General features: G+C 71.2%; 25 protein-coding genes. 13 read left to right on the forward strand and 12 right to left on the reverse strand.

The window, feature by feature from the left end:
• Window positions 1–27: 27 nt before the first annotated feature.
• Window positions 28–609 (reverse strand): GNAT family N-acetyltransferase, encoded by a 582-nt coding sequence (locus tag ACIA5C_RS21665; protein WP_396057196.1) that lies wholly within the window; start codon window positions 607–609, stop codon window positions 28–30.
• A 92-nt stretch (window positions 610–701) separates the two neighbouring features.
• Between ACIA5C_RS21665 and ACIA5C_RS21670 the strand changes: the two genes are divergently transcribed.
• Window positions 702–1,529: a formate/nitrite transporter family protein gene (locus ACIA5C_RS21670; protein ID WP_396057198.1), complete on the forward strand. Its 828-nt coding sequence runs from the start codon at window positions 702–704 to the stop codon at window positions 1,527–1,529.
• 13 nt (window positions 1,530–1,542) lie between these two features.
• On the opposite strand, the gene ACIA5C_RS21675 is transcribed toward ACIA5C_RS21670, so the two are convergent.
• Window positions 1,543–1,881, reverse strand: a complete 339-nt coding sequence (locus tag ACIA5C_RS21675) for a VOC family protein (RefSeq protein WP_396057200.1) — start codon at window positions 1,879–1,881, stop codon at window positions 1,543–1,545.
• A 77-nt stretch (window positions 1,882–1,958) separates the two neighbouring features.
• Between ACIA5C_RS21675 and ACIA5C_RS21680 the strand changes: the two genes are divergently transcribed.
• Window positions 1,959–2,639 (forward strand): TetR/AcrR family transcriptional regulator, encoded by a 681-nt coding sequence (locus ACIA5C_RS21680; protein WP_396057697.1) that lies wholly within the window; start codon window positions 1,959–1,961, stop codon window positions 2,637–2,639.
• 3 nt (window positions 2,640–2,642) lie between these two features.
• On the opposite strand, the gene ACIA5C_RS21685 is transcribed toward ACIA5C_RS21680, so the two are convergent.
• Window positions 2,643–2,894, reverse strand: a complete 252-nt coding sequence (locus ACIA5C_RS21685; protein WP_396057202.1) for a hypothetical protein — start codon at window positions 2,892–2,894, stop codon at window positions 2,643–2,645.
• Window positions 2,895–2,965: 71 nt separating this feature from the next.
• On the opposite strand from ACIA5C_RS21685, the gene ACIA5C_RS21690 reads away from it, so the two are divergent.
• From ACIA5C_RS21690 to hflX, 5 genes are read left to right on the forward strand one after another with little or no spacing between them, the layout of a single operon-like run.
• Window positions 2,966–3,550 (forward strand): DUF5709 domain-containing protein, encoded by a 585-nt coding sequence (locus tag ACIA5C_RS21690; protein WP_396057204.1) that lies wholly within the window; start codon window positions 2,966–2,968, stop codon window positions 3,548–3,550.
• A gap of 31 nt (window positions 3,551–3,581) precedes the next feature.
• Window positions 3,582–5,651, forward strand: coding sequence for a diguanylate cyclase domain-containing protein (locus ACIA5C_RS21695; protein WP_396057207.1), 2,070 nt, complete (start codon window positions 3,582–3,584; stop codon window positions 5,649–5,651).
• 40 nt (window positions 5,652–5,691) lie between these two features.
• Window positions 5,692–7,026, forward strand: a complete 1,335-nt coding sequence (locus ACIA5C_RS21700) for a cytochrome ubiquinol oxidase subunit I (protein WP_396057209.1) — start codon at window positions 5,692–5,694, stop codon at window positions 7,024–7,026.
• Window positions 7,023–7,979, forward strand: coding sequence for a cytochrome d ubiquinol oxidase subunit II (locus ACIA5C_RS21705; protein ID WP_396057211.1), 957 nt, complete (start codon window positions 7,023–7,025; stop codon window positions 7,977–7,979). The genes ACIA5C_RS21700 and ACIA5C_RS21705 overlap by 4 nt, the downstream gene beginning before the upstream one ends.
• A gap of 58 nt (window positions 7,980–8,037) precedes the next feature.
• Window positions 8,038–9,156, forward strand: coding sequence for a GTPase HflX (gene hflX, locus ACIA5C_RS21710; RefSeq protein ID WP_396057213.1), 1,119 nt, complete (start codon window positions 8,038–8,040; stop codon window positions 9,154–9,156).
• 13 nt (window positions 9,157–9,169) lie between these two features.
• On the opposite strand, the gene ACIA5C_RS21715 is transcribed toward hflX, so the two are convergent.
• Window positions 9,170–10,342 (reverse strand): glutathione-independent formaldehyde dehydrogenase, encoded by a 1,173-nt coding sequence (locus ACIA5C_RS21715; protein ID WP_396057215.1) that lies wholly within the window; start codon window positions 10,340–10,342, stop codon window positions 9,170–9,172.
• A 51-nt stretch (window positions 10,343–10,393) separates the two neighbouring features.
• Complete coding sequence (locus ACIA5C_RS21720; RefSeq protein WP_396057217.1) at window positions 10,394–11,305, reverse strand: DNA polymerase domain-containing protein; 912 nt, start codon at window positions 11,303–11,305, stop codon at window positions 10,394–10,396.
• Window positions 11,306–11,392: 87 nt separating this feature from the next.
• Between ACIA5C_RS21720 and ACIA5C_RS21725 the strand changes: the two genes are divergently transcribed.
• Window positions 11,393–12,247: a class I SAM-dependent methyltransferase gene (locus ACIA5C_RS21725; RefSeq protein WP_396057219.1), complete on the forward strand. Its 855-nt coding sequence runs from the start codon at window positions 11,393–11,395 to the stop codon at window positions 12,245–12,247.
• An 83-nt stretch (window positions 12,248–12,330) separates the two neighbouring features.
• Window positions 12,331–13,437, forward strand: coding sequence for a sigma-70 family RNA polymerase sigma factor (locus ACIA5C_RS21730; RefSeq protein WP_396057221.1), 1,107 nt, complete (start codon window positions 12,331–12,333; stop codon window positions 13,435–13,437).
• Here the strand turns inward: ACIA5C_RS21730 and ACIA5C_RS21735 are convergent.
• The 6 genes from ACIA5C_RS21735 to ACIA5C_RS21760 all read right to left on the reverse strand — a co-directional run bounded on the left by ACIA5C_RS21735 (window position 13,427) and on the right by ACIA5C_RS21760 (window position 20,510).
• Window positions 13,427–13,885: a hypothetical protein gene (locus ACIA5C_RS21735; protein ID WP_396057223.1), complete on the reverse strand. Its 459-nt coding sequence runs from the start codon at window positions 13,883–13,885 to the stop codon at window positions 13,427–13,429. The two genes, ACIA5C_RS21730 and ACIA5C_RS21735, sit on opposite strands and share 11 nt — an antisense overlap.
• Window positions 13,886–13,906: 21 nt before the next feature.
• The gene (locus ACIA5C_RS21740; RefSeq protein WP_396057224.1) at window positions 13,907–14,857 is read right to left on the reverse strand and encodes a chemotaxis protein CheB; all 951 of its coding nucleotides are present in this window, start codon (window positions 14,855–14,857) and stop codon (window positions 13,907–13,909) included.
• Window positions 14,858–14,885: 28 nt separating this feature from the next.
• Window positions 14,886–16,124 carry a PP2C family protein-serine/threonine phosphatase gene (locus ACIA5C_RS21745; protein ID WP_396057226.1) on the reverse strand — a complete coding sequence of 413 codons (1,239 nt, stop codon included), beginning with the start codon at window positions 16,122–16,124 and terminating at the stop codon, window positions 14,886–14,888.
• A gap of 70 nt (window positions 16,125–16,194) precedes the next feature.
• Window positions 16,195–18,186 (reverse strand): cytochrome c oxidase subunit I, encoded by a 1,992-nt coding sequence (gene ctaD / locus ACIA5C_RS21750; protein ID WP_396057228.1) that lies wholly within the window; start codon window positions 18,184–18,186, stop codon window positions 16,195–16,197.
• A gap of 62 nt (window positions 18,187–18,248) precedes the next feature.
• Window positions 18,249–18,731 (reverse strand): hypothetical protein, encoded by a 483-nt coding sequence (locus tag ACIA5C_RS21755; RefSeq protein WP_396057229.1) that lies wholly within the window; start codon window positions 18,729–18,731, stop codon window positions 18,249–18,251.
• A 39-nt stretch (window positions 18,732–18,770) separates the two neighbouring features.
• On the reverse strand, window positions 18,771–20,510 hold the full coding sequence (locus ACIA5C_RS21760; RefSeq protein WP_396057231.1) for a pyruvate dehydrogenase: 1,740 nt from the start codon (window positions 20,508–20,510) through the stop codon (window positions 18,771–18,773).
• Window positions 20,511–20,634: 124 nt separating this feature from the next.
• Between ACIA5C_RS21760 and ACIA5C_RS21765 the strand changes: the two genes are divergently transcribed.
• From ACIA5C_RS21765 to ACIA5C_RS21775, 3 genes are read left to right on the forward strand one after another with little or no spacing between them, the layout of a single operon-like run.
• The gene (locus tag ACIA5C_RS21765) at window positions 20,635–22,065 is read left to right on the forward strand and encodes an MFS transporter (protein WP_396057233.1); all 1,431 of its coding nucleotides are present in this window, start codon (window positions 20,635–20,637) and stop codon (window positions 22,063–22,065) included.
• Entirely contained in the window at window positions 22,062–22,583 is a 522-nt protein-coding gene (locus ACIA5C_RS21770) for a universal stress protein (RefSeq protein WP_396057235.1), read from the forward strand. Before ACIA5C_RS21765 ends, ACIA5C_RS21770 begins: the two co-directional genes overlap by 4 nt.
• Before the next feature lie 50 nt (window positions 22,584–22,633).
• A complete protein-coding gene (locus tag ACIA5C_RS21775; protein ID WP_396057237.1) occupies window positions 22,634–23,545 on the forward strand; it encodes a PrsW family intramembrane metalloprotease in 912 nt (303 codons plus the stop codon).
• Between the two features lie 20 nt (window positions 23,546–23,565).
• On the opposite strand, the gene ACIA5C_RS21780 is transcribed toward ACIA5C_RS21775, so the two are convergent.
• The gene (locus ACIA5C_RS21780; RefSeq protein ID WP_396057239.1) at window positions 23,566–23,952 is read right to left on the reverse strand and encodes a hypothetical protein; all 387 of its coding nucleotides are present in this window, start codon (window positions 23,950–23,952) and stop codon (window positions 23,566–23,568) included.
• 173 nt (window positions 23,953–24,125) lie between these two features.
• Between ACIA5C_RS21780 and ACIA5C_RS21785 the strand changes: the two genes are divergently transcribed.
• Window positions 24,126–25,613, forward strand: coding sequence for a hypothetical protein (locus tag ACIA5C_RS21785; protein ID WP_396057241.1), 1,488 nt, complete (start codon window positions 24,126–24,128; stop codon window positions 25,611–25,613).
• Window positions 25,614–25,696 lie beyond the last annotated feature (83 nt).

A 25,696-nucleotide genomic window follows, 5' to 3' on the forward strand; every position in this document is an offset into this window, starting at 1 on the left:
ACGGTCAGACCGATTCCGGGTCGACGGTCAGTGACGCTCGCCGTCGGGACGGGTGACCGCCCGGTGCATGAGGACCCGCTTGCCGTCGACCGGCGCGGCCCGGGTGAAGCCGCAGGCCCGGAACGTGCTCTCGAACCCCACGTAGCCGTCGCCGCCCGACGTTTTGACCCCGTCGGCCCGGGGCGCTCCGAAGACGGCGGTCGCGCCGTGCGCCGCCGCCAGCGTCACCGCCGCCGACAGCAGTGACCCGCTCAGCCCGCTGTGCCGGGCCTGCCGCCGGATGTAGAAGCACGTCACCGCCCACGCCGACGAGTCGGCACCGCGCCACGCCCGGGCGACCGCGAGCCGCGGGTACCAGGCGTGTGCGCCGATCGCGCACCACCCGACCGGCTCGCCGTCGTCGGCGTACGCCAGGACCCCGGTCGGCGCCGGCGCCGACCCGGCAAAGCTTTCGAAGCATTCCCGGCTGCGCCCGGCCTTCCAGACCTCGGACAGCGACGGCTCCCGGAGCAGGAACCAGGTGCAGTGACAGTTTCGAGTCACCGCGGTCGTGTCGAACAGCGCGGCCAGGTCGTCGAACCGCGCTGGCGTGAGCGGCTGCAGCTCCATCCGTCGAAGTTAGCGTGCTACGGCGTCCGTCCGCGGCCCCGCCTCCGCCGACTCTCGAGGTGTAAGACCGCGCGGGCGGGGAAGACGGCGCCATGGCCTTCTCCGCCGAGGACGACGAACAGCAGGCATCCGGCTTCTCGCAGCCCCCGGAGAAGCCGGAGCCGGAGCTCGAGGACGCCTTCGACCGGCTGGTCGAGGAGGGTTCAGTCCGGCTGGCGCGGCCGGTGACGACCCTGGTCGTCACCGGCCTGCTCGGGGGCGTCGATGTGGGCACCGGCGTGCTCGCCTACCTCGTCGTGCAGGAGTCGACCGGCTCACCGGTGCTGGCCGGCCTCGCGTTCGGCCTCGGCTTCCTGGCGCTCCTGCTGGCGCGCAGCGAACTGTTCACCGAGAACTTTCTCGTGCCGGTCGCCGCCGTCGCGGCCCGGCACGGCACCCTGCGCGGGCTGGCCCGGCTCTGGGTGGTCACGCTGGTCGCCAACCTGGTCGGCGGCTGGCTGGTGGCCTGGCTGATCATCCAGGCTCTGCCCTCGCTGCGCCACACCGCGGTCGAGGCCGGGGCGCACTACGCCGACCTCGGTATCAACCTCCAGTCGTTCTGTCTCGCCGTGCTGGCCGGCATGGTCATCACCCTGATGACCAGAATGCAGCACGCGACCGAGAGCATGGGCGTACGCATGGTGCCGGCGTTGTTGTTCGGGGCGTTGCTGGCCGGTGGGCGGCTGTTCCACTCCGTGCTCGACTCGATCCTGATGTTCGCCGCCCTGATCGCCGGGGCCCCGTTCGGCTACCTGGACTGGCTGGGGGCGGCCGGGTTCGCCGTCCTCGGCAACATCGTCGGCGGCGTGGGTCTGGTGTCCGTCCTGCGACTGGCGCGGGTGCCGCACCGCATCGCCGAGGAACGTCGCCGCGCCGACTGACCGGTCCGGGCGGTCACCGCTCGCGTGCCTCCCAGAGCACGAGCGCGGCGCCGGCCGGGTCCTCGATCACCGCCAGCGACCCGACCGGCAGCTCGGTCCGGCCGCGGACGAGTGTGGCGCCAAGGGCGACCGCCTGTTCGGTGGCCCGGTCGAGGTCGTCGACCGGTGCGTAGGGCACCCACTGCGGCCGCCGCGTGTCGTCCGGCGCCAGGGGAGTGAACCCGGCCCAGGGCACGCCGTCGCGGGTGAGCATCGGCATCGGCCCGTCGCTCGCGGGCCAGCCGAACAGCTGCGCATAGAAGTCGCGGGACGCCGCCACGTCGGGCGTGCGCAGGTCGAAGAAGACGAACATGAGGCTCTCCGCTCCGTTCAGGACAGTTGACCTAAAACATAGGACACTCGTCCTGAAGAGGCTAGAGTGAGGGCGTGATGTCGCCCAACCAACAGCACAAGCGGCGGCTGATCGTCGAGGCGGCCCGGCAGGTGCTGGCCGAGCAGGGCCTGGCCGCCTGCTCGGTGCGCGCGATCGCCGACGCCAGCCCGCTCACCAAGAGCGCGATCCACTACTACTTCGCCGACCTCAACGCGCTTATCGACGAGGCGATGGCCGGGCACATCGAGGCGTTCCTGAGCCAGGTCCGGGCGGCGGCGGCCCGGGGCGACGGTCCGGTCGAGCGGTTCTGGGCCGCGATCGAGGCCTACCTGGGCGCCTTCGACGACAACCCCGGTGCCGCCCTGCTCTGGTACGACTACTGGATCGACGCCGTCCGCAAGGGTCGTCCAGAGCCGGTCGAGCGCATGAACCGCGACGTCGTCGCCATGCTCACCGACCTGCTCGAGGCCGTGCCGGTGCCCGAGGCCGCCGCCCGTGCCGAGGCCGTCTTCTCGGAGCTCCTCGGCCTGGTCGTCCGGCAGTCGGTACACCGCCGGCCCTTCGCGGAGGTCCAGCAGCAGATCGAGTTCCTAGCTCCGGGCGTGACGCCGCCGGCCCGGGGCGAGCCGCACGCCGGCCCGGCCCGAGCTCCGGGCGTGACGCCGCCGGCCGGGGGAGAGCCGCACGCCGGCCACGCCCGGGCTCCGGGCGCGCCGCACGCCGGCCCGGCCCGGTGAGGATCAGTTCGGGCCGACCGGGCCGGTGAAGTCGGTGCGCAGGGAGCGGCCCTCGGCGCTGTCCGGGTCGGGGTCGTGGTCGTCCGGGGCCGTCGGCGGCCGTTCGATGCCCGCGTCGTTGCCGGTGCGGTCGTCCATCTGGCCCTCGTTGGACGACGTCGCGACCGCCTGGACCAGCTCCTCCAGCGGAAGCTTGCCCTCGTCGCGCCACTGGCCGTCGTCGTCGCCCGCGGGTGGTCTCGAGTCGGTTGTCATGCCGCCGGGCTACCCGGGCTCAGCCCGGACAAACTACGTTTGTCGTCGCCGCCGGCGGGTAGCCCGGCGGCATGCGTGAAGACGAGTTTCCCCATCCCGTGTCCGACCCCGAGGCCGAGGGGCTGCCCGGCACGGCCGACGACGACTCGTCGGCCTGGGACGACGTCGACTCGGGGCGGATCGCCGACGGGCCGGACCCGGGCCTCCTGCCGGGGGACCGCGAGGACGGTCCGCTCGCATCCGACCGGTACGGCAACACGCCCGAGGAGGCGCGGGTCGGCGAGTCGCTCGAGCGCAAGCTCGACCGGGAGGTGCCCGACCCGGCGCTTCAGGAGGCCGGGCCGCGCCCGGACACCGTACCGTCGCCGGTCGCGGTCGAGGAGTTCGACGCCGAGCCGGTCGGTGACGGCCTGGACGTGGTCGACCCGGGCACCTCACTGGAGGACCAGGACCCGGTCGACCCGCACCTCGACTCCCAGGTCTCGATGTACGACACCGGCGTCGGCGGGGGCGGCGGCACGGTCGGGCGCCTGGTCGCGCCGGACGAGGGCCTGACCTCCGACACCGAGCCGGACGCCGTGGCCACCGACGCGGGCGCCTCGGGCGGCGGCGCGTCGGCCGAGGAACTCGCGATACACCAGGTTCCGGAGGGCTAAACCCGGCCGCGTGCTCGCCGATGGAGGCAGCATGGATGCCGCGGGAGCGATCGGGGTGCTGGCGCCGTTCGTCGGTGGCACGTACTACGGCAGCCTGGTGGCCGGCGTGCAGGCGGCGGCCCGGGCGGCCGGGCGCCGGCTGATCGCGATCCAGACGCTGGACGCCGCCGCGGACCTCACGGTCAACGGCGGCAACCCGGCTTTCGCGGCGCCCGTCGCCTGGGATCACATCAGTGGTTTCCTCGCCTTCGCCGACGCGGTCGACCGCGACTATCTGCTCGCGCTGGAGGGGGCCGGCAAGCCGGTGGTGCTGGTCGGCCACGACGTTCCCGGGCTCGACCGGCCGTCGGTGCTGGCCGACAACGGCGCCGGCATGCGGGCGGCGGTCACTCACCTCATCCGCGAGCACGGCTGCCGCCGGCTCGCTTTCACCGGATTCGTCGCGGCCTCCGACATCCGCGAGCGCTTCCAGACGTACGCGGCGGTGCTGCGCGAGCACGGTCTCGAGCCGGACGTATTCCTGCCCGCCGGGAACAACGTCGACAGCGGCATCACCTGGACCGCCCGGGACTTCCTGCGCCGCGGCCGCCCGGACGCCCTGGTCGCGGCCACCGACCGCAACGCGATCGGCGCCCAGCGCGTCCTCGCCGCGGCCGGGCTGACCTGCCCCGGCGACTATCTGCTGACCGGCTTCGACAACATCGACCAGGCCGGCTTCGCCCGCCCCGAGCTGGCCAGCATCGCCCAGCCGCTCGATGCCATGAGCCGCCTCGCCGTCGACCTGTTGCTATGCGGCGGGGAGGGCATCCACCGCCTGCCGACCCGGTTCGTGCCGCGCACCTCGTGCGGTTGCACCGCCTTCGCCACCCGGCTGCCCGACCTGGCCGGGTCCGGCGGCGACGCCCGGGAGCGCCTGCGCCGCCGCCTGGCCGGAGTCGTCCCGATCGGCTCCGACGCCGACGTCCTGCTCGCGGCGGCGCTGACCGCCGACGCCTTCGACGCGGCCGCGACCGGCGACCCGACCGGCCTCCCGGCGGCCGCCGACGAGCTGCATGCGTTGCTGGCCGCCGCACCGACCCAGGAGACGCTGCGGGTCATCTGCCGGTCGGTCCAGGAGTATGCGGCGGCCGACGGCCCGGCGGGGCGTGCGGTGCAGGACCTCGTGCTGTTCCTCGGGCGCGCCTACAGCCGGGTCCAGCTCGGCGACCAACTGCACCTGCGGTCGCTGATCAGCGTCAACTACACGCTCAGCATGGCCCTGCTGCACCGCCGGGACGCCGACCCGCGCGACGCGTCGTGGCTGTCGATGACCCCGGCCACGGCCGGCTCGATCGCGCTGCGTGCGCCCGGCGGCGGCCTCGTGCGTACCGAAGGATGGCGCCGGTTTCCCGGCGCCCCCATCCCGTCCGGGCCGACGACCGTGGAGTCTTTCCCGCCGGTCGAGGTCGTCGCGAGCGCCGAGCCGGGGGAGACCGTCTTCGTCGTGCGGGCCAAGGTCGGCGACAGCGACCGCGGCTGGCTCGCCCTGGTCGACACCGTCGAGCACCGGGTCGAGGACGGCCGCGAGCTGGTCAACCAGTGCGCGGCCCTGCTGACGGTCGCGCTCGACCTGCGCGACCAGGAGGCCCAGCTGCTGCGGGCCGCCCACTCGGACCGGCTGACCGGGCTGCCCAACCGGTCGTCGTTCACCGCGTCGCTGGAGGCCGCGGTCGGGCGACCGGCGGCGCTGCTCTTCCTCGACCTCGACGGCTTCAAGCTGATCAACGACACGCTCGGCCACCACGCGGGGGACCGGCTGCTGGTCTGCGTCGCCGACCGCCTCCGCCAGTGCCTGCGGACCGGGGACGTGGCCGCCCGCTTCGGCGGCGACGAGTTCCTGGTGCTGCTCGACGACGTCACTCCCGGCCCCGTGCTCGACGACCTGGTCACCAGGATCCGGGCCGCCGTCTGCACGCCGTACGTCCTGAGCGACCGGACCGCCCGGGTGGGCGTCAGCATCGGCTGGGCCGACTGCTCGACCGGAACCTCGGCCGAGCAACTGCTGCAGGACGCCGACAGCGCGATGTACCGGGCGAAGGCGCTGCGCGTGGCCGCCGCCTGAGGTCTGGACCTCCGGCCGGATCGGGTGAAAGCTGAAGCGCATGCCGGATCCGGCGCAACTGCTGCCCGCCCGCGAACAGATGGCCTTCACGCTCGGCTTCCACATCATTCTGGTGCCGTTCGGGGTGGCCTTCACCTTCCTCATGCTGATCGCCAACTACCGGGGCCTGCGCCGGGGCGACGCGACCGCGCTGCTGCTGGCCGAGCGCTGGTCCAAGGTGTCGGCCGTGCTGTTCGCGGTCGGCGCGGTCTCCGGCACCGTACTCTCGTTCGAGCTGGGGCTGCTCTGGCCGGGGCTGATGGGCCGCTTCGGCGCCGCCTACGGCCTGCCGTTCGGCGTCGAGGGCATCTTCTTCTTCATCGAGGCGATCTTCGTCGCGATCTACATCTACGGCTGGAAGCGGTTGAGCCCGTGGGCCCATTTCTGGTCGGGCGTGCCGGTGACGATAGCGGGGCTGGGCGGCACGCTCTCGGTGGTGGCGGCCAACGCCTGGATGAACCAGCCGGCCGGAATCACGCTGGACGCGGCGGGCAAGGTGGTCGACGTCGACCCGTGGCGGGTCTTCTTCAACCACGCTTTCTGGTACGAGGCGATCCACATGTTCCTGGCCGCCTACGTGGTGGCCGGTTTCGTGGTGGCCGGCGTCTATGCGGCCGGCATGCTCAAGGGCCGGCGGGACGCTTACCACCGGCTGGCCTTCCTGATCGCCTTCTGCACCGCGGCGGTGGCCATCCCCCTGCAGATCTTCGTCGGCGACGTGGCCGCGCGGGCGGTCTTCGACCAGGAGCCGGCCAAGTTCGCGGCCATCGAGGCGCTGCCGCAGACGTCCTCCCACGTGCCGGAGACGCTCGGCGGGGTGCTGATCGACGGTGAGCTCAAGGCGGGGCTGCCGATCCCGGACGGTGCCTCGCTGCTGGCCGGATTCAGCCCCGCTACCAAGATCGATGGACTGGATGCCATCCCGATCGAGGTCCGCCCGGCCGATCGGCTGGTCAACACGGTCCATCTCTCGTTCGACGCGATGGTCGGCATCGGGTTCGCGCTGCTCGCGCTGGCGGCCTGGTTCGCCGTCCACTGGCTGGTGAGACGCGACCTGCCGGGCACGAGATGGTTCCTGCGGGCCTGCGCGGTGGCCGGCGTGCTCTCGGTCGTCTGCCTCGAGTGCGGCTGGGTCGTCACCGAGGTGGGCCGTCAACCCTGGACGGTCCGCGGGCTGCTGCTCACCCGCGACGCGGTGACGAGTTCGGGCAACGTCTGGTGGTTCTTCGCCGGCGCCCTGGTCATCTACGTCGCGGTCGGGGCGGCGGCGATCCGGGTCCTGCTGATCATGCGACGGCGCTGGTCCACGCCCGTACCCTATGGGCCGCAACCATGAGCATCGCCGTCGCCGTCGCCCTGCTTCTCGGCGTGCTCTGCTACGCCGTCTTCGGCGGCGCCGATTTCGGCGCCGGCTTCTGGGACCTCGTGGCCGGCGGCACCGAGCGCGGCCGGGCCCCGCGCGGGGTCATCGAGCACTCGCTCGGACCGGTCTGGGAGGCCAACCACACCTGGCTGGTCTACTGCCTGGTCGTCTTCTGGACCGGTTTCCCGGGCACGTTCGCCGAGGTCATGCGCACGCTCTATCTGCCGCTCGGCCTGGCGGTCCTCGGCATCGTGCTGCGCGGCAGCGGCTTCGCCTTCCGCAAGGCGGTCGAGACACCCTTCGCGGGCGTGGCCTTCGCCTCCTCCTCGGTGGTCACGCCGTTCTTTTTCGGTACGGTCGCGGGCGCGCTCGCCTCGGGACGAGTGCCCGGACCGGCGGTCACCTCCTGGGTCAACCCGACCTCCCTGCTCGGCGGGGTCCTCGCCGTCGCCGTCTGCGCCTACCTCGCGGCGGTCCTGCTCACCGCCGACGCCCCGCCCCCGCTGACCGAGTATTTCCGCCGCCGGGCCTGGATCTCCGCCTGGGTGACCGGTGCGCTGGCGGTGGCCGGCGTGGTCGTGCTGCGTCTCGACGCCCGCCGCATCTTCGACCGCCTGCTCGGGCCGGCCCTGCCGGTCGCCCTGGTCAGCCTGGTCGCCGGCCTGCTGGCGCTGGTGCTGCTCCGCCGTGTCGCCGCCCGCCTGGTGCGCCTGCTCGCCGGCCTCGCGGTGGCTGCCCTGGTCGTCGGCTGGGGCGTCGCGCAGTATCCCTACCTGCTCGGCACCCACGCCCGCATCGCCTCCTCGGCCGCGCCGCACTCGTCGCTGGTCGCGCTGATCGTGATCGTCGCGGTGGCGGTGGCCCTGATCGGCCCGTCGTTCGCTCTGCTCTACACCCTGCAGCAGCGCCACCTCACCGATGAATGACCCGCGCCCGACGGGGTAGCCGGTTCTCATGGCAGGCGCATGGTTGCTCGGAGACCGGATGCAGGACGACTCCCCGAAGGCGGTGCTGGTCGGGGTGGCCTCCGACCGTTCCGAGATTTCGCTGCGGGAACTCGAACGACTGGCCGAGACCGACGGCCTGACCGTCGTGAGCACGCTCGTGCAGGCCCGCGAGCATCCTGACCCGGCGACCTACGTCGGCGCCGGCAAGGTCCGCGAGCTGGCCGAGACGGTCGAGCGCCACCGGGCCGACGTGGTGATCGCCGACGGCGAGCTGAGCCCCGGCCAGGTGCGCAATCTGTCGCGGCGCGTCGGCGTGCCGGTGGTCGACCGCGCGGCGCTGATCCTGGACATCTTCGGCGAGCACGCCCGCAGCAGCGAGGGCCGGCTGCAGGTCGAGCTGGCTCAGATCGCCTATCAGCTGCCCCGGCTGCGCGGGGTGGGTCGCTCGCTGTCCCGGGTCGGCGGCGGCCGGGTGGTCGGCGGCGCCGGTATGGGCGTGCGCGGCCCCGGCGAGATGCGCCTCGAGATTCAGCGCCGCCGGCTCCGCCGCCGAGCCGCCGGCCTGCGCGAACAGGTCGCCGAACTGGGTCGGCGCCGGGAGCGTACGCAGCGACGGCGCACCCAGAACCGGGTCCCGTCGGTGGCGATCACCGGCTATACCAACGCGGGCAAGTCGGCGCTGCTCAACCGGCTCGCCGGGGCCCACACGGCGACCGAGGACGTGCTGTTCGCGACCCTCGACCCGCTCGTGCGGCGGGTGACCGACGGCGACCTCACGTTCACGGTCACCGACACCGTCGGCTTCGTGCGCCACCTCCCGCACCAGCTGGTCGACGCGTTCCGGTCGACCCTGGAGGAGATCACCCGCGCCGACGTCGCGCTGCAGGTGGTCGACGCCTCGGCGCCCGACGCGCTCGGCCAGATCGCCACCGTGCACGAGGTGCTGCGGGAGATCGGTGCGGCTGAGGTGCCGGAGGTGCTGGTCCTCAACAAGATCGACGTCGCGCCGCCGGAGGGCGTCGCCGCGCTGCGGCAGGCCTTCCCCGACGCGTTGCTGATCTCCGCCCTGACCGGCGAGGGCGTCCCCGAGTTGCGCACCGCCCTGGCCGACGGGCTCCGCGCGCTGGGCCGCCCGTCCCTGCGTCGCCCGGCCTGAGCCAAGCAGGTTCTCATGGATGAACCACCGCCTTGACGACGCCGTTCGCACGGCGGTCGAAGTCGTCGTAGAAGTGCGGCGCATCGTCCAGGGTGCCGTGGTGGCTCACGACCCGGCCCGGCCGGGCCCGCCCGGACAGCACGAGGTCGCGCAGCGGGACGGTGTACCGGCGGTCGTGGGTGCGGCCGAAACCGACCGTGACCCCCTTGGCGAACAGGGTGGCCCACGGCACCGTGAGACGGCCGTCGTCGTGGCCGCCGGGCGCCGGGTGCAGGTCCTTCTCGGCGTAGACACCGGCGATGCCGAGGTGGCCGCCCGGTTCGACGAGGCGGGCCAGGTCGCCGATGACCTGCCCGGGATTTTCCACCCCCGGCGTCGTACGGTCGTGGGCCTGGAAACCGACCGCGTCGATGCCCACCCCCACCCCGGCCATCTCCTCCTCGCCCGGCGGCAGGCCGGCCGAGCGGCGCAGCTCGCGAATCTGCTCCACCGGATCGGCCCGCCGGAAGTCGACCGGGACCGCCCCGAGCTCGCCCGCCTTGTCGAGCCGCTCCGGCACGCTGTCGACCACGTACACCTCGGCCGCCCCCTTGAGCAGGCAGCTGTACGCGGCGAGCAACCCGACCGTGCCGGCACCGAACACGGCCACGGTCGAGGTCGGGCTGACCCGCGCCAGTTCGGTCGCGTGCCAGCCGGTCACGAACGCGTCGGCCAGCATGACCAGGTCGTCCTCCCGGTCATCACCCGGCTCGCCGGGCACCGGAATGCAGTTGGCGTCGGCGAACGGCACCCGCAGCAACTCGGCCTGCGCTCCTCGGTAGGGGCCCATCCCGGCGTACCCGTAGGCGGCGCCGAAACCGCCCGGCCGCACCCGTAGGCACGCGGCCGACAGGCCGCGCGCGCAGTTGATGCACAGACCGCAATAGAGGTGGGTGGGTATGACCACCCGGTCACCGCGCTTGACCGTACGCACCGCCGAGCCGACCTGGTCGACGACGCCCAACGGTTCGTGCCCGAGCACCAGGCCCGGTTCGGCGCCGGTCCGCCCGTCGTACATGTGCAGGTCGGTGCCGCAGATAGCGCTGGAGGTGATCCGGATGACGGCGTCGTCCGGATCCTCCACGGTGGCGTCCGGCTCGTCACGGACCTCGACGGACCGCGTGCCGGTGAAGACGACCGCTCTCATCCCCGTCGCGTACCCCGGTGGGGGTGTTTGATGCGACCGGCGGAGGGAGGGTCAGGTGATCGGTGGCAGGTGCTGCGGGTGGTCGAGCACGTCGCGGAAGAGATCGCCGCGCTCGGCCAGGCGGGGCAGGATCGTACGGATCGTGAAGCCGTCCGGGCGCAGGCCGGGGTCGTCCAGCTCGTCCCAGTCGATCGGGGCCGAGACGGGTGCACCGGGGGCCGGCCGCGGACTGTACGGGGCCACCAGCGTCTTGTTGATCGCGTTCTGCGTGTAGTCGAGGCGGGCGCGGCCACTGCGGTCACTGCGATACCACTTCCAGCTCACCAGATCGGGGAGCACGGCCCCGACCGTACGGGAAAGGCGTCCCACCCAGGCGCGGGTGTCGTCGAAAGCCGGACCGGCGATGATCGGCACCCAGATCTGGATGCCGCGCCGGCCGGTGACCTTGGGCCGGGCCACGACGCCGAGGTGCTCGAACGCGGTCCGATGCAGCCGGGCCAGCGTGAGAATGTCCTCCCACGGCGTCGACGTGCCCGGGTCGAGGTCGATCAGCGCGTAGCTGGGGCAGTGCGGCGCCGAGACCGGCGACGTCCACGGATGCCACTCGAGGGCGCCGAAGTTGGCCGCCCAGACCAGCGCGGCCGGCTCGTCCGCCACCAGGTAGGTCTGGGTCTCGTCGGGGCGGGCCTCCGGGTTGTGCCAGCCAGTGATCCAGTCCGGGGCGTGCGACGGCAGTTCCTTCTGCCAGAAGCCCTTCGACGACGCCCCGTCGGGGTAGCGGTGCAGGTTGAGCGCGCGCCCACGCAGGTACGGCACGAGCGTCGGCGCGATCGCCTCGGTGTAGCGCAGGAACTCCCGCTTGGTGATCGGCTCCTCGCCGTCGCGGCCCGGGAAGAGCACCTTGTCGAGGTTGGTCACCCGCATCCGGCGCCCCGAAACTTCCCATTCGTCGCTTACCGCCATGCCCCCGGGATACCCGGTCCGGGGGAATTTCTACCGGATCGGAAAGTCCGTTGCGCCCCCGCATCGCCGCTCCTACGGTGCGCTGCTATGACTGATGCTCCCGCGCCACAGGTTCTCCGCAGCATGGACGACGTCTACGGCGACGGGTTCGACGACGAGGAGGTCGAGGCGGCGCTCGACGAGAGCCTGTCGCCGCGGGGACAGAATCAGCTGTTGTTCGACCTGGTCGCTGGGACCGGTCTGCCGCCGGGTTCGGCCGTGCTGGATGTCGGCGCCCGCGAGGGTCACTACGCTTTCGAGCTGTCGCGTCGCTTCGGGTTCCGGGTGCGGGGCGTCGAGCCGGTCCGCCGTCATCTGGACAACGCGGCCCGCGACCTCGCCGCGCTCGCGGTCGAGGAGCCGGAAGTCGCCGCCCGGGTCCGCATCGACGAGGGCGTCGCCGAGAAGCTGACCGATCCCGATGGCTCGGTCGATCTGATCTGGTGCCGGGACGTGCTCGTTCATGTCGAGGATCTGGAGACGGTGTTCGGCGAGTTCCGCCGGGTCCTCAAACCCGGCGGTCGCGCGGTGGTCTACCAGATGACCGCCACCGAGTGGCTTTCGCCGGCCGAGGCGGCGTTCATGTGGCCGCCGGCCGGCATCCACGCCACCAGCCTCGACCCGCAGCGCATCGAGGCGGCGATCACCGCCGCCGGGCTGGGCGTCGAGCAGTGCATTCAGCTGAACGGTGAGACGCGCGAGCGCCTGGAGGAAGATGGTGTGCACGCCAGCTCCAAGCAACTGCTCTGGGTGTCGCGGATGCTGCGTAACCGCGCGGCGTACGAGGAGCGGTTCGGCACCGTCGCCTACGAATACATGCTCACCAATTGCCTGTGGGGCGTCTACCAGATGATCGGTAAGCTGAACCCCCGGATCTACGTGCTGTCGGCCGGCGACCTTTAATTGCCGAGCTGCAAGTGTTTGCGCCGGTCGACCACGGGAATGCGGCCCTCTCCTGTGGAGCCGAGGCACGGAGTTGATGAATCATGTTGCGTGCGCCGCTCGAAGATCTCGACAAGATCGCCGAGGAGTACGCCGCGGCCGCGCGAGCCAGTGATGCCGGCGAGGCCGCGCACCGCCGGGAGGAGATGATCCGGGCCGCGCTGCCGTTCGCCGCCCGGCTGGCCCGTCGCTACCGTGCGGCCCGCGAGCCGCTGGCCGACCTGGAACAGGTGGCCCGCCTCGGGCTGGTCAAGGCCGTCGACCGGTACGAACCGGAGCGCGGGTCGTTCACGGCGTACGCGGTGCTGACCATCGTCGGCGAACTGAAACGGCACTTCCGCGACCACACCTGGACGGTCCACGTGCCCCGGCGGTTGCAGGACCTGTCGATGGACCTGCGCCGGGCCGAAGCCGCCTTCATCCAGCAGCATCGGCGCCCGCCGACCGACGCCGAACTGGCCGCTCTCTGCGACCTCGACCCGGCGGAGATCTTCCAGGCACGAGCCGGGGAGGCCAGCAACCGGCCGTTGTCGCTGGCCCGGCCGATCGGCGACGACACCGGCGAACTGGGCGACCTGATCGGCGCGCCCGACCCGGCGGTCGACTCCGTCACCGACAGCGTGACGTTGTCCGCGCTGATGCGCCGCATGCCCGAACGCGAGCAGCAGGTGCTGACCCTGCGGTTCTCCGGCAACCAGACCCAGTCGGCCATCGCCGAGGCGATCGGGGTCTCCCAGATGCAGGTGTCGCGCCTGCTCACCCGCTCCCTGGCCTGGCTGCGGGAGGCGATGCTCACCGACACCGTGCCGCCGTGGCCCGGAGAGGAGGTCGACCTGCCGGACCGCTTCGACCACACCGCGGTGGTCACGGCGCCGGGCCGTCTCGAGGTCGCGATCTCCGGTGAGATCGACCGGGACAACGCGCCCCGGCTGCGCCAGGTCCTTCTCGACCTGGTCGCCCGCTATTCGCGGGCGCGCGCGCTCCACCTCGACCTGGAAAAGGTTCCGTTGCTCGACGCGGCCGCCGTCGGCGTCCTGCTGGCGGTGCACGAGGCGGCCCGCGTACGCGGTGTCGCCGTCACCGTGACCGGCCTGCAGCCGTTCGCCCGCCGCATCGCCGAGGTGTCCGGCCTGTCGGTGCTCATCGCCTAGCTTGTCTGCTCCCGGCCGAGCCGTCCTCCGGTTCCCGGTCGACGTCGGCCTCCGCCCGGTCGGCCTCGGCCCGGCTCCGGTGCCGGTCGGCCCGGCTCCGGTGGGTCTCGCTCTCGCCGAGGCCGACATCGGCCGAGCGATCCTCCAACTGCGCGGCGGTCTCGTGCATATTCGCACTGGCCGAGGCCGCCGCCGCGGCGTTCTTGGCGGCCTTCGACGCCAGACTCCCGGACCGCTCGGCGAGCTCCGCCGCGCGCTCCGACTGCCGAAGTGTCGAACCGGTCGGCCGGTTGTCGGTCGCGGTCATTTCGTCCTGCTCCCGGCGAAGGGCGGCGAGCCGGGCGGCGGCCTCCCCGGCCCTCCGGCGTGCCTCCTCAGCCCGTTGGCGGGCCTCCTTCTGACGCCGCGCCCACCGAACGCCGGGAGACTCGTCATCTCGCTCGCTCATCGCCCCACCTCATCGGGTGCTTCACGAGTTGTTCAGACGCGAGCGGAGCAGCCCGGCCAACTCGGTGGCCTGCTCCGCCGCTGAAAGATGATCGTCGGTGCGGTCCTCCGCGGCGAGGTGCCGGCTGAAGGCGGCCTGCTCCTCCAGCGCGGCTACCGCGGCCCACAGTTTGTCCTCGGAGATCTCGGCCTGGGCGGCCGCGAGGCTCCCCGGCGACCACTGGTGCCCGACGTGGCACCGGTACCAGCTGATCGACGGCAGGTCCACCTGGGCGAGCGAGCCGCCGCAGTCCGGGCACACCATACGGGTCAGACGGCTCTCCGAGCCGGCCAGGAAAAACACGTCGTCGCTGTCCGCCATGCCGTTCATCGGGACTTCCTCCTGCGTCGCCCGCGGTCCCTGCACCGATCGGGCCCGGATCGCCGCCGTTACCATCGTGCCGAGCTTGCCGACCGGCGCCGCGATCGCCGTCGGCGCGGCCGCGAGCGCCGCCCGCGGCATGCCCTTGAACTGTGCCTCGGCCGGTTCCTGGACGAACACCTGGCCCCCGGCCCTGGTGACCAGGGCCGCGCCGACAGCACCGTCGTCCAAGGCCCCCGACAGCACCACGGCGACCGTGCCCGGGCCGGCCCAGCGGGCCGCGCCGGCGAACATCACGTCGATCGAGGGACGCTGCCGGTTGACCTTGGGCCCGCTGCTCAGCCGCACCAGGCCGTCGCCGACCAGCAGATGCCGGCCGGGAGGCGCCACGAGGATCTCGTTCGGACGCACCGGCATGCCGTCGGCCGCGTGGGACGCCGGGAGCGAGCCGGCCCGGTCCAGGATCCGTGGCAGCACGCTCTGCGTCCATGCCGGAACGTGCACCGTGACGAGCACCGCGGCACCGAGGTCGACCGGAAGGTCGGCGACCAGCCGCTCGACCGCCGGAATGCCCCCGGCCGACGCCCCGACCACCAGCAACTTGGCTATCATCCCGGCTGGGTGCCCCGGTTCGCCCGCATCATTCGTTTTCATGGCGCCCTTCCTCCGGCATCCACTCCACGACCATCAGCGTCGCGTCGTCGGCCTTGCGGCTGCCGTCCCGGCGGATGACGGTGTGCGACAGGCGGCGCAGGGCTTCCGGGGCGGGAGCGCCGGTGCCAAAACTCCATCGGGCGGCGTCGGCGAGCCAGGCCGCGCCGGTCCCCGCCTGTTCCCGGTCTCGTGGGTCGGTGACGCCGTCGGTGTACAGCAGCAGGCGGTCGCCCGGCCGCAGCTGCTCCTGCCCGATGAAGATCGGGTTGTCGCTCAGCCCCAGCGGAAGGCGGCGCCCCTGGTAAAGGGTGCGCACCGCCTGCCCGGCCCGGATCAGGATCGGTGCCGGGTGGCCCGCGTTGAGGTAGCGGAGCCGGCCGGTGACCGTGTCGAGCCGGCCCAGCACGCCGGTGGCGAACCTCAGGTTGCCGAACTGCTCGGCCAGCACGGCGTCGGCCGCGCGGGCGGCCTCGTGCAGGTCGAGACCCTGGCGCCGGGCCGCCCGGGTGGTGGCCAGCACGGCAGCGCTGGTCAGCGCGGCCTGCATGCCCCGGCCCATCGAGTCGATGATCATGAAGCTGGCGTCCGGGCCGTGCACCGCGTAGTCGAAGGCGTCGCCGCCCACCTCGTACGACGGTTCGAGCGTCGCCGTGATCGTCAGCCGCCGGCAGCGGAACGTCAGCGGCGGCACCAGCGAGAGCAGCAACTCGCTCGAGGGTTGCATCGGGCGGGTGCGGCGGGTCCGGTGGAACAGGTCGCCGTACGACATCTTGCCGTTGATCACCTGGCCGAGCAGGGCCACCGCGGTCTCGGCATGACGTCGCAGGAAGTCCAGGCCGTCCGGTGCGGCGCGGCCGCGGACCTCGGCCAGACCCAGTCGCTCGGCCCCGTCGGCCATCGGCACCCACAGGCACACGTTGCCGCGGCCGTCGGCGGTGTACTGCGTGCTGGCACTCGTGAACGCCCGGCCGCCCGGCGTGCCGTCGATCGGCAACGACGGGGGCACCTCCCGGCCGTCCTCCGGCACCGGCCAGAGCCGGCGCTGCTCGTGGTCGATCAGATAGAGCGTGACGGTCACGCCCACCGCGGCACAGCACGCGTTGACCACACCGGGGAGTTCGTCGGGCTGGGCGTACCGGCACCGGCGGACGAGGTCGGCCAGCGCGCCGTTCCAGGCGCTCTTCCGCACGCCGGCGGACGGCGCGGCCCCGGAACTCTCCCTCACGACGGCTGTCTTCCCGGGAGCACCGGGGCCAAACGGCGTATCACCCGACCGGGCGCCGACCGGCCATCCGTCAGCTGCTCTCGTGGCCATCCCCGGAGTCGGAGGGCCGGCCGCGGCGGTCCTCGGCGGTGCTGTCCCGGTCCGTGACCTGCGCGTCCCAATGGGCCCCGCCGGGCTGATCGGCGGCGTTCTCCTTGGCGATCTCGTCCGGCTCGGGTACGCGTACGCCCCGGGCGCCGGACGTCTCGGCCGGCTGATGCTGTTCCGCCGCCTCGGAACCGAAGGCGCCGCCGGCAACCGGCGCGTCCGAGGTGTCGTTCCCACCCTCCGCCCGCAGCGTGTCACCCAAGGCCTGCCTCGCTTCGGTGTCGCCGGTGCTGAGCTCGCGCCCGAGGTCGGACACCCGCTCGCCGTATTTCGCGTCGAACGCCGGGCGTTCCGACCGGATCCGCGGCATGTGGTCGAAGTTGCGCAGCGGTGGCGGGCAGCTCGTCGCCCACTCCAGCGAGTTGCCGAAGCCCCACGGGTCGTCGACGGTGGCGAGCTCGCCGATCCGGTACGACTTCCAGACGTTGTAGAGGAACGGCAGCGTCGAGGCGCCGAGGATGAACGCGCCGACCGAGGAGATGGTGTTGAGCGTGGTGAAGCCGTCGGTGGGCAGGTAATCGGCGTAGCGCCGGGCCATGCCCTCCGAGCCGAGCCAGTGCTGGACCAGGAACGTGGTGTGGAAGCCGATGAAGGTCAGCCAGAAGTGCACCTTGCCGAGGCGGTCGTCGAGCATCCGGCCGGTCATCTTCGGGAACCAGAAGTAGAGGCCGGAGAAGACCGCGAACACGATGGTCCCGAACAGCACGTAGTGGAAGTGCGCGACGACGAAGTAGGTGTCGTGCACGTGGAAGTCGACCGGCGGGCTGGCCAGCAGCACGCCGGTGAGGCCGCCGAGCAGGAACGTGACCATGAAGCCGAGCGCGAACAGCATCGGCGTGTTGAGGGTGATCTGGCCGCGCCACATCGTGCCGATCCAGGTGAAGAACTTCAAGCCGGTCGGCACGGCGATCAGATAGCTGAGGAAGCTGAAGAACGGCAGCAGCACCTGGCCGGTGGCGAACATGTGGTGGGCCCAGACGCTCATCGACAGCATCGCGATCGCGATGGTGGCCCCGACCAGGCCCCGGTAGCCGAACACCGGCTTGCGGCTCATCACCGGAATGACCTCGGTGATGATGCCGAAGAAGGGCAGCGCGACCACGTAGACCTCGGGATGGCCGAAGAACCAGAACAGATGCTGCCACAGCAGCGGACCACCGGTATTCGCGTCGAAGACGTGCGCACCGAGAACCCGGTCGGCGGCCAGCGCGAGCAGGGCCGCGGCCAGGAACGGGAAGACCAGGATGACGAGAAGACTCGTGATCAGGATGTTCCAGGTGAAGATCGGCATCCGGAACATGGTCATCCCGGGGGCCCGCAGCGTCAGGATCGTCGTGATGATGTTGACGCCGCCGAGGATGGTGCCGAGACCCGAGATCGTCAGGCCGACGACCCACATGTTGCCGCCCACGCCGGGGCTGTGGGCGCCGTCGCTGAGCGGCGTGTACGCCGTCCATCCGAAGTCGGCCGCGCCGCTCGGAGTGAGAAAGGCCCCGACCGCGATCAGGCCGCCGAAGAGGTACAGCCAGTAGGCGAACGCGTTCAGCCGGGGAAAGGCGACGTCCGGTGCGCCGATCTGCAGCGGGACGATGTAGTTGGCGAAGGCGAACACGATCGGGGTGGCGAACAGCAGCAGCATGATCGTGCCATGCATCGTGAACAACTGGTTGTACTGCTCGGGCGAGAGGAACTGCATGCCCGGCCGGGCCAGTTCGCCCCGCATGAGCAGCGCCATGAACCCGCCGACCAGGAAGAAGCCGAACGAGGTCGTCATGTACATGAGACCGATCTGCTTCGCGTCGGTGGTCCGCAGGATCCGGGTGATCGCGTTACCCCGGACCTGGGGGCGCAGCGGGCCCGGATAGCCCGGGTGGCTGCCGGTACGGATGATGATCGGATCAGCGTCCGTGGCCACGGCACACCCTCTTCCGTAGAGACGCGTCGATAGGATCGCGCGCCTACCCGGCACCCGCAGGTCTAAACCGCACCGATTCGGCAAACCTCGAAGTTGGGAAAGCGCAGGACAACCGGGTCGGAGTAGCGGCGACCGGCGGCGTGATCCTCGCGTTGGAAGACCGGCGTGCCGATATGGACGGTGACGTCGTAGCGGCCCGGCAGCAGGCGCAGGTCGACGGCGTACCGGTGCAGCCGCGGATGCCAGCGGAACAGGCATTCGCCGGCCGCGAGCGTGCGGCCGTTCTTCTCGGCCCGCAGGGCGACGGTCAGCCCGGGAACGAAACGGCCGTCGTTGGCGTCGGCCACCGCCACGTCGAACTGGACCGTGTTGAACGGCGCCGCCTCACGCCAGCGCAGACCGTCACGATCCGTCTCGTAGTAGCCGGTCGGCCGGTCGTGATCGACGGCGACCAGGAAATCCCCGGCGTACCGGACCGGCGCACCGCGACGAGCCAGCTCGATCACCGACGCCCCGTACGAATCTTTCGCCACCTCGGTTCGCATGGGCAGGCGCCTACCCCTTGCCGCAAGGTCCATGCGCGGTCAGTGCGGGATGTTGCGGATGTTGGCGCGCGCCACGTGCACCATCTGCCCGACACCGCCGGACAGGACGGTCCGGCCGACCGACAGCGCGAAACCGGCCATCTCCTCCTTGGTCACGTGCGGAGGCATCTCCAGGGCCACCGGGTCGGTCACGACGTCGAGCAGGGCCGGGCCGTCGTGGTCGAGCACCGACCGGAGGGCTTCCCGCAGCTCGTCCGGCTTCCCGACGCGTACGGCATGGAAGCCGATCGCCCGGGCGATCGCCGCGAAATCGACGTGGTCGTGATCGGTCTCGAAAGCGGGATCGCCGGAGACCATCATCTCCAGGCGCACCATGGCCAGGCTGGAGTTGTTGAAGACCACGACCTTCAGCGGCAGGCGATGAGTGCGCACGGTCAGCAACTCGCCGAGCAGCATCGCCAGTCCGCCGTCGCCGGCCATCGCGATGACCTGGCGCCGGCGGTCCAGCATCTGGGCGCCGATGGCGTGCGGCAGCGCGTTGGCCATCGAGCCGTGGACCCACGAGCCGACCAGCCGGCGGCGGCCGTTCATGGTGACGTACCGCGCCGCCCAGCTGCTGCACATGCCGGTGTCGGCGGTGAAGACCGCGTCGTCGTCCGCCGCCTCGTCGAGCATCGCGGCCACGAACTCGGGGTGCATGGGCGTCATGTCCTCGATGCCCGTCGTGTAGGCGTTGACCACGTGGTCGAGCTTCTCGACGTGCTTGTGCAGCATCCGGTCGAGGAACTTGCGGTCCTTGCGCCGCAGCTCGGGCAGGAGTGCCCGGATGGTCGCGCCGACGTCGCCGACCACGCCCAGTTCCAGCGCCGTGCGCCGCCCGACCCGGGCCGGGTCGATGTCGACCTGGACGGTGTTGCGCTGCGGCAGGAACTGCCGGTACGGGAAGTCGGTGCCGAGCATGAGCAGCAGATCGGCCTCGTGACAGGCGTCGTAGCAGGCGCCGTACCCGAGCAGGCCCGACATGCCCACGTCGTACGGGTTGTCGTACTGCAGCGACTCCTTGCCGCGCAGGGTGTGGCCGACCGGGGCGTTGAGCACCTCGGCCAGTTGCAGAACCTCGTCGCGGGCCTGCGCACAACCGATCCCGCCGAAGATCGCGACTTTCTCGGCCCGGTTGATGCGGTCGGCCAGCTCGGCGATCACCTCGGCCGGGGGCGCGCCGAGCACGCCACCGGTCGCGTAGTGCGCGGTCCCGGTGTCCTCGACCGTGTCCTCGGCCATCACGTCACCCGGTATGACCAGCACCGCGGCGCCGCGCCGCCCGACCGCCTGCTGGATGGCCATCCGCGCCAGCCGGGGCATCTGCCGGGGTCCGCTGATCATCTCGGTCCAGTGGCTGGCCTGCTCGAACAGCCGCTTCGGATCGGTCTCCTGGAAGAACCCGGTGCCGATCTCGGTGGACGCGATGTGCGAGGCGATGGCCAGCACCGGCGCGCCCATCCGGTGGGCGTCGAAGACACCTTGGATCAGGTGGGTGTTGCCGGGCCCGCAACTGCCGGCGCAGACGGCGAGCCGCCCGGTCAGCTGGGCCTCGGCCGAGGCGGCGAAGGCGGCCGCCTCCTCGTTGTGGACATGTACCCATTCCAGCTCGTCGTTGCGGCGGATGGCGTCGGTGAACGCGTTGAGGCTGTCACCCACGATGCCGTACACCCGCCGGACGCCGGCCTGCACCAGTACCTCGACCAACTGCTCGGCCACGGTCTGCTTCTTACCGAACACGCGCTTCCTCCCCGGTCTGAGAGGGGCCGCCTACCCCGCCGCGGGCGGTTATCACAGGGCTAAGTTAGAGAGGCCGCAGAGCGGGAAGTCCGGAGCCATGGCATCGACCGCTTACCGTTCGCTCGTGCCGGCCCGGCTGGACCGCCTGCCGTGGACGCGCTTTCACTGGCGGGTCATCCTGGGGCTCGGCGCCGCCTGGATCCTGGACGGTCTGGAGATTCAGATCGTCGCCACGGTCGGCACGGTCCTGCAGGACAAGCAGACCCTGCATCTGACCGCGGCCGACGTCGGGCTGCTCGGCTCGGTCTACCTGCTCGGCGAGGTCGTCGGGGCGCTGTTCTTCGGCTGGCTGACCGACCGGCTGGGCCGGCGGAAACTGTTCCTGATCACCCTCATCACCTACCTGGTGGCCAGCGGCATCGCCGGCTTCGCAACCAGCCTGTGGTTCCTGCTGATCTTCCGGTTCATCGCCGGTCTGGGCATCGGCGGGGAGTACACGGCGATCAACTCGGCGATCGATGAGCTGATCCCGGCGAAGTACCGGGGCCGGACCGACATCGCGGTCAACGGCACCTACTGGGCGGGCGCCATGATCGGCGCGGGAGCGTCGATCTTCCTGCTTAATCCGGACCTGCTGCCGGTGAACGTGGGCTGGCGTATCGGTTTCTTCATCGGCCCGGTGCTGGGCCTGGTCGCGATCTATCTGCGCTACGTGCTGCCGGAGAGTCCGCGCTGGCTGATGACCCATGGCCGCAACGAGGAGGCCGAACGGATCGTCCAGGACATCGAGGACCGGGCCACCGCCCAGGGGGTACGGCTGGAGCCGGTGCCGGAGAGCCGGGCGCTCGAGGTGACCCAGCGAAAACCGATGTCCTATTGGGACACCGCGCGGGTGATCCTGCGCGACTACCCGTCGCGCGCCTTCCTCGGCTTCGCCATGATGGTCACGCAGGCGTTCCTGTACAACGCGATCTTCTTCTCGAACGGGTCGGTCCTGCACAACTTCTACCATGTGCCGTCGGACAACCTCGGCTACTACTTCTTCCCGTTCGCCGTCGGCAATCTGCTCGGGCCGCTCACGATCGGGCACCTGTTCGACACCATCGGCCGACGAAAAATGATCATGTCGACCTACTGTGCGTCCGCGATAATGCTCGCCGTCTCGGCCTTCTTCTTCCAGGCCGGTCTGCTCAACGCCGTGACCCAGACGCTGTTCTGGTGCGTGATCTTCTTTCTGGCCTCGGCGGGCGCCTCCTCGGCCTACCTGACGGTCAGCGAGATCTTCCCGCTCGAGCTGCGGGGGCAGGCGATCGCACTGTTCTTCGCGGTCTCCCAACTGGCCGGCGGCGTCGCGGCGCCGTACCTGTTCGGGGCGCTGATCGGCGACGCGAGCGCCCGCGGGCCACTGACCGTCGGCTACCTCATCGGGGCCGGCGTGATGTTCGCCGGCGGCCTGATCGCCTGGTTCTTCGGGGTCAACGCCGAGGGTCAGTCGCTGGAGAACATCGCCGCCCCGCTGTCCGCCGTCAAGCGCCCGGAGGTGAGCCCGGCATGACCGGACTGTTGATCCTGGTCGGTGTCAGCAGCCGTACCGGGTCGCCCGACGCCCTGCGATGGGCGACCGATGTCGCCTCCCAAGTGGACGGCCGCGTCCGGGCGGTGCTGGCCTGGAAACCCCCGCGCCCGCCGGCCGCGCCCGGCATGCACCCGCCGGCCGTGACCCGGACCGGCCCGGACGACCCGGCTCAGGACGCCCGCGAACGGCTGGCCGGCCTGGTCGCGGCAGCTCTGGGGGACGACCACCGGGTCGAGTGCGTGGCCGAGGAGGGCGGCCCGGTGCGGGTGCTCCTGCGCGCCTCGAGCCAGGCCGACCTCCTGGTCCTCGACTCGCCCCGGCAGAAGAAGGGCGGCAAGCTGGTCGCGGCCCGGCTGATCTACCGGTCGGCGTGCCCGGTGGTGACGATGCCGGCGTCCGGCGGCGGCCCGTCCGGCCTGCGCCGTTTCGCCGCCGCGGTGGCCGAGTCGGCCGGTCGGGCCGGTCGGCCCGGCCTGCCGCCGATCACCGGCGTTTAGTTCGGGCGTTGTGGGTATGCGGGGCCTGACACCGATCGCTGGGAGACGATATGTCAGAGGTTGTCGCGAGGCCCCGCCGCCGGCCGTGGTTGCGGCTGTTCGTCACCGGGCTGGTCCTGTGGGTCCTGACCGTCGTTGTCACCTTCGCGACCGGCAACCCCAACCTGGTCCCGACGCTGGTGCTGCTCGGCAGTTTCCTGGTGCCGGTGACGTTCGTGGTGTGGGCGTTCGGCCGGCGGCACAGCGGCGAGGTCACCGCCGAACTGCTGTTCACCACGTTCATCACCGGTGGCGTGCTCGGGGTGCTCTCGGCTTCGCTGCTCGAGTCCTACCTGCTGCATCCGTCGCCCGGCCTGTTCTTCGGCGTCGGCCTGATCGAGGAGGCGGCCAAGCTGGTCGTGCTGGCGTTCCTGACCCGCCGGCTGCAGCACAAGTACGCGATCGACGGCCTGATTCTCGGCGCGTCGGTCGGGTTCGGGTTCGCCGCGTTCGAGTCGGCCGGGTACGCCTTCACCGCGTTGTTCACCGAACAGGGCCTGTCGCTGATGCAGCTGGTGCAGACCGAACTGCTTCGCGGCCTGCTCGCCCCGGTCGGTCACGGTCTGTGGACGGCGATCCTCGGCGGCGTCCTGTTCTCGGCCAGCGGTCGTCAGCATTTCGCGTTCACCGGCCGCCTGCTGCTGTCCTATCTGGGCGTGTCGGTGCTGCACGCGCTCTGGGACGGGATGCACAGCATCGCCTTGGTGGTCACGCTGGTGCTGACCGGCACCCGCTACCAGTTCTCGCTGCTGGAGCGCGGCTATCAGCCCCAGCCGACGGGCACGCAGGCCGAGCTTTTCACGTTCCTCTCGTGGGGTGGCCTGATCCTCGTCTCGCTGATCGGCATCGGCTGGCTGCTGGTCGTCCGGCGCCGTGCCGACCGTGAGGCGCGCACGTGGTGGCGGGTGCCCGCCTACCGCTGAGCCATCTACCGCTGAGCCATCTACCGCTGTGGTTGAGCGGCGATGAATTCGTGCAGCCGTTCCCACTCGCTCTCCAGCAGGGCGCCGTACGCCCGGGCGTCGTCGACCAGGTCGTGGGCCCGCTCGTAGTCACCGGCGGTGAACGCGGCCATGGCGGCCGCGTTCGCCTCGCGGCCCTGGGCCTGCCGCACCTCGTGCCACTCCCGCGCGGTTGCGTCGGGCATGCCGTTCTTGGCGACGTACCGCTCCAGCCATGCCTTCTCCTGGGCCGTGGCGTCGGTGATGTCGCACACGTAGCCGAGCCAGCCGCCGGCTACCTGCTGATAGGCCGGAGCCCACTGTTCCAGCGCCAGCAGCAGCTGACGCTCCCGTATTTTCGACCGTCGCTGGTCCAGGTCGTCGCTCATCGGTGCCCCCTGAAGATCATCAAGCGGGCCGGGGTTCCCCCTCCGGACGGCCTTCAACCGTGGATATGGACACGGACCGATAACGAAGGAAACGGGGCAGCGGGGGAGGAGCAAGGTCCACTATGCTGCCCCGGCCTTATCCACGGGGAGGATCCTTCACTTTGTCCAATTCATTGATTTATAAGCTCGGCGCGGCAATTGCCGGGCTGTTCATCGCCGCCGCGGTGCCGGCCGCCGCGGCCTCGGCGGCGCCGGTCAAGCCCGACCTTCAGTTCGCCCACGTGACGCTCACGCCGACCGACGGCAAGCAGCAGATCGTCGACTTCTGGGCCTACGAGCAGTCGTACACGCTGCACGACGTGACCGCGGTCATCGACACCTCCAAGGTGCCGGCCGGCGTCACGGCGAGCCTGTGGTTCCCGGACGTCGAGACCAGCTGCAAGGACGCCGGCACCACCATCACCTGCAAGTTCGACGCGCTGCCGTCGGACGAGGGGATGGCGCTGATCGGCTTCGTCAACTACCAGTCCAAGGACGCCAAGGTCGGTGCCGAGGGCACGGCCAGTGTCAAGGTGACCAGCCGCGAGCTGGGCACGATCACGCGTTCCACCAAGGTCACGGTCGCCGAGGGCGTCGACCTGGCGGTCGACGACACCCTTCAGGACATCACGGTCAAGCCGGGCGCGACGGTCCAGGTTCCCCTGGGCGTACGCAACAACGGCGCCACCGCGATCACCGGCGTCGACGTGTTCTTCTTCATCGACCCGTGGTACGGCATGGCCAAGCACTACTCGAACTGCCTGTACGGGGCCAGCGCCGGTTACTGCCACTTCGACACCGTCCTGAAGGCGCACACCTCGTACGCCCTGTCCGAGGACATGGGCGTGAAGATCCGGGCCGACGTGCCGGCGCCCTCGACCATCGGCCAGACCTTCGACTGGCTCACCCCGAACGACAACAGCGACAACATCGACCTGGTCAACGGGCAGAAGCCGAAGCGCGGCACCGACGGCACCCTGTCGTTGAAGGCGAAGCCGGCTGCCCTGGCCAAGTCGCTCCCGCAGACCGACACCTCGCTTGGCATCGACCACCAGGACGCGCTGTTCGAGGTCACCGGCACCCAGAACGGTGACGTGGCGGCCGTCGGCGCCGAGGTCGAGGGCGCGACCGGTGCGACCGTGACCGCCAAGGTGGGGGTCAAGAACCTGGGCCCGGCGTTCGAGTTCGGGTTCCCGAAGGCGGCCGCCAAGGTCACCGTCACGGCCCCGGCCGGCACGACAGTGGTCTCGGTCCCGGAGGGCTGCGTCAAGTCCGGCTCGGCGTACGCCTGCACCACGACGGTCAGCCCGCTGAACGTGAACGCGTCGGTGACCTGGCCGTTCAAGCTGCGCATCGACCGGCCCGGCACGCTGACCGGCTCGGTCGTGGTGGCGTCGTTCCAGCCCGACGTGACCAGGGGCAACGACACGGCCAAGCTGGTCGTCAACCCGCCCGCCGGTGCCCACAACGGCGCCGGTGACCACGGCGGCCAGGGCGGTGGCGGTCTTCCGATCACCGGCGCGCCGGCCGCTTGGATCGGGGGTGCGGGCGTGCTGCTTCTGGGCGGCGGCGCTTCGGCGTACATCATCTCGCGCCGCAAGCGGGCCCGTTTCGTCGCCTGACCACGGGTTTGAAAGGCCGGCCGCGACGCGGCCGGCCTTTTCCGTGGCCAAGACTTGATTCATTCCAGAAAAGGGTGAAGGAT

Source organism: Actinoplanes sp. NPDC051343 (assembly GCF_044455125.1).
Taxonomy (GTDB): domain Bacteria; phylum Actinomycetota; class Actinomycetes; order Mycobacteriales; family Micromonosporaceae; genus Actinoplanes.